The organism is Leucobacter sp. M11, from assembly GCF_035726885.1.
Lineage (GTDB): Bacteria > Actinomycetota > Actinomycetes > Actinomycetales > Microbacteriaceae > JAPFRB01.
The window spans coordinates 1-233 of sequence record NZ_JAPFRB010000056.1 but is presented as its reverse complement, the minus strand read 5'-3'; the positions used below and the strand labels follow the sequence as shown (position 1 = coordinate 233).

The following is a 233-nucleotide window of genomic DNA, read 5'->3' as shown; positions in this document are numbered from 1 at the left end:
CCATGGCATGTCGATTTTCAATCAGTTCGATTTTATAACCATCGGGATCTTCAACAAAAGCGATGACTGTGTTACCGCCTTTAACAGGGCCTGCTTCGCGTGTAATTTTGCCACCAGCCTCGCGAATATGCTCACAGGTTACAGCAACATCATCCACACCGAGAGCTATATGCCCAAAGGCATTGCCTAGGTCGTAGGTTTCAACTCCCCAATTGTACGTGAGTTCAATCACA

1 protein-coding gene is annotated in these 233 nt (G+C 46.8%); it reads right to left on the bottom strand.

Going from position 1 to position 233, the window contains the following annotated elements:
• A partial coding sequence (locus OOT08_RS18980) for a VOC family protein (protein WP_325094456.1) occupies positions 1 to 233 on the bottom strand: 233 nt, incomplete at both ends.